Source organism: Halorubrum sp. AJ67 (genome assembly GCF_000513435.1).
The window spans coordinates 14,427-15,351 of the sequence record NZ_CBVY010000027.1 but is presented as its reverse complement, the minus strand read 5'-3'; the positions used below and the strand labels follow the sequence as shown (position 1 = coordinate 15,351).

At 64.6% G+C, this 925-nt stretch carries 2 protein-coding genes; both read right to left on the bottom strand.

Features of this window, described 5'->3' with window-relative positions; translation table 11 throughout:
- Window positions 1-211 precede the first annotated feature (211 nt).
- Complete coding sequence (locus tag BN903_RS14415; protein ID WP_048078391.1) at window positions 212-394, bottom strand: HVO_0416 family zinc finger protein; 183 nt, start codon at window positions 392-394, stop codon at window positions 212-214.
- Between the two features lie 146 nt (window positions 395-540).
- Window positions 541-925, bottom strand: a 385-nt coding sequence (locus BN903_RS14410; protein WP_048078390.1) for a CDP-archaeol synthase, incomplete at its 5' end; no start/stop codon positions are given.

The window sequence follows — 925 nt, the reverse complement described above, 5'->3', positions numbered from 1 at the left end:
GACCTCGGCACCGTCGCGGACCATGTCCTCGCAGGCCGGACAGACGCGGGGCCGATCGACCTCGTTCGGCGTGAACACCCGAACGTAATCAGTCGTGACGAACGAACCGCAGTTCTGACAGGTCGGCATGTTATCCACTATCGAGTAATTCCCCATAATACTACCGGGGAGTCTGACGGAAAGAAAACGCCGCGGGCTGCCGTCGCGTCCGTCAGTTCGGCCGCCAGTCGCAAACCGAACACCGCGCCGTTCCCTCCTCGTGAAGCGCACCGCACTCCGGACACTGGAGCTTGTTATACGATCGCTCCCAGCGTACGATCTCCGTCTCGTGGCCGTGGTCGGACAGGAACTCGTCGAACACGTCGTCGTCCGAATCGGGTGCGCTACTAGACATGCGTGCCATGGTATGTCACACCAGTATATATATCTTTCTCGCGTTCTCGTCGCTGCGAACTACGCGATCGAACGATCGGTTCTCAGCGCATCTTCGAAAAAACCGGAGCGTTTCGGCGTACGTCTCGTCTCGGACGGATTTTCGACCTACCACGGCTCGTTCTTCAGCCCGAGCCAGTAGGCCCCGACGTTCGTGACGACGTGGAGGACGGGCGTCATCACGAGGACGACCGCGAGGACGCGGGGCGTGAAGACGGCGAGCGCCCAGTCGGTGTCGACGACGAAGGCGAGCGCCAGCGCGCCGACGACGAAGTCGAGCTGGTCTAAGCCGGGGAACGCGGCACCGCGCTCGCGCCCGGACCGCCGCTTGAGGAAGGAGGCACCGATGTCGCCGCACATCGCACCGAACGCGAGGGCGAACGCGGCCGGGAGCGCGAACGTCGGGAGGTCGACGCCGAGCGCGGCGCTCGCCGGGTCGTTGACGGCGTTGAGCGCGACCGAGAGGAGGACGCCGACCAGCGTGCCGACGGCG

Coding starts and splice junctions, on each gene's coding strand:
- BN903_RS14415 (WP_048078391.1), bottom strand. CDS start 394: ATGTCTAGTAGCGCACCCGATTCGGACGACGACGTGTTCGACGAGTTC.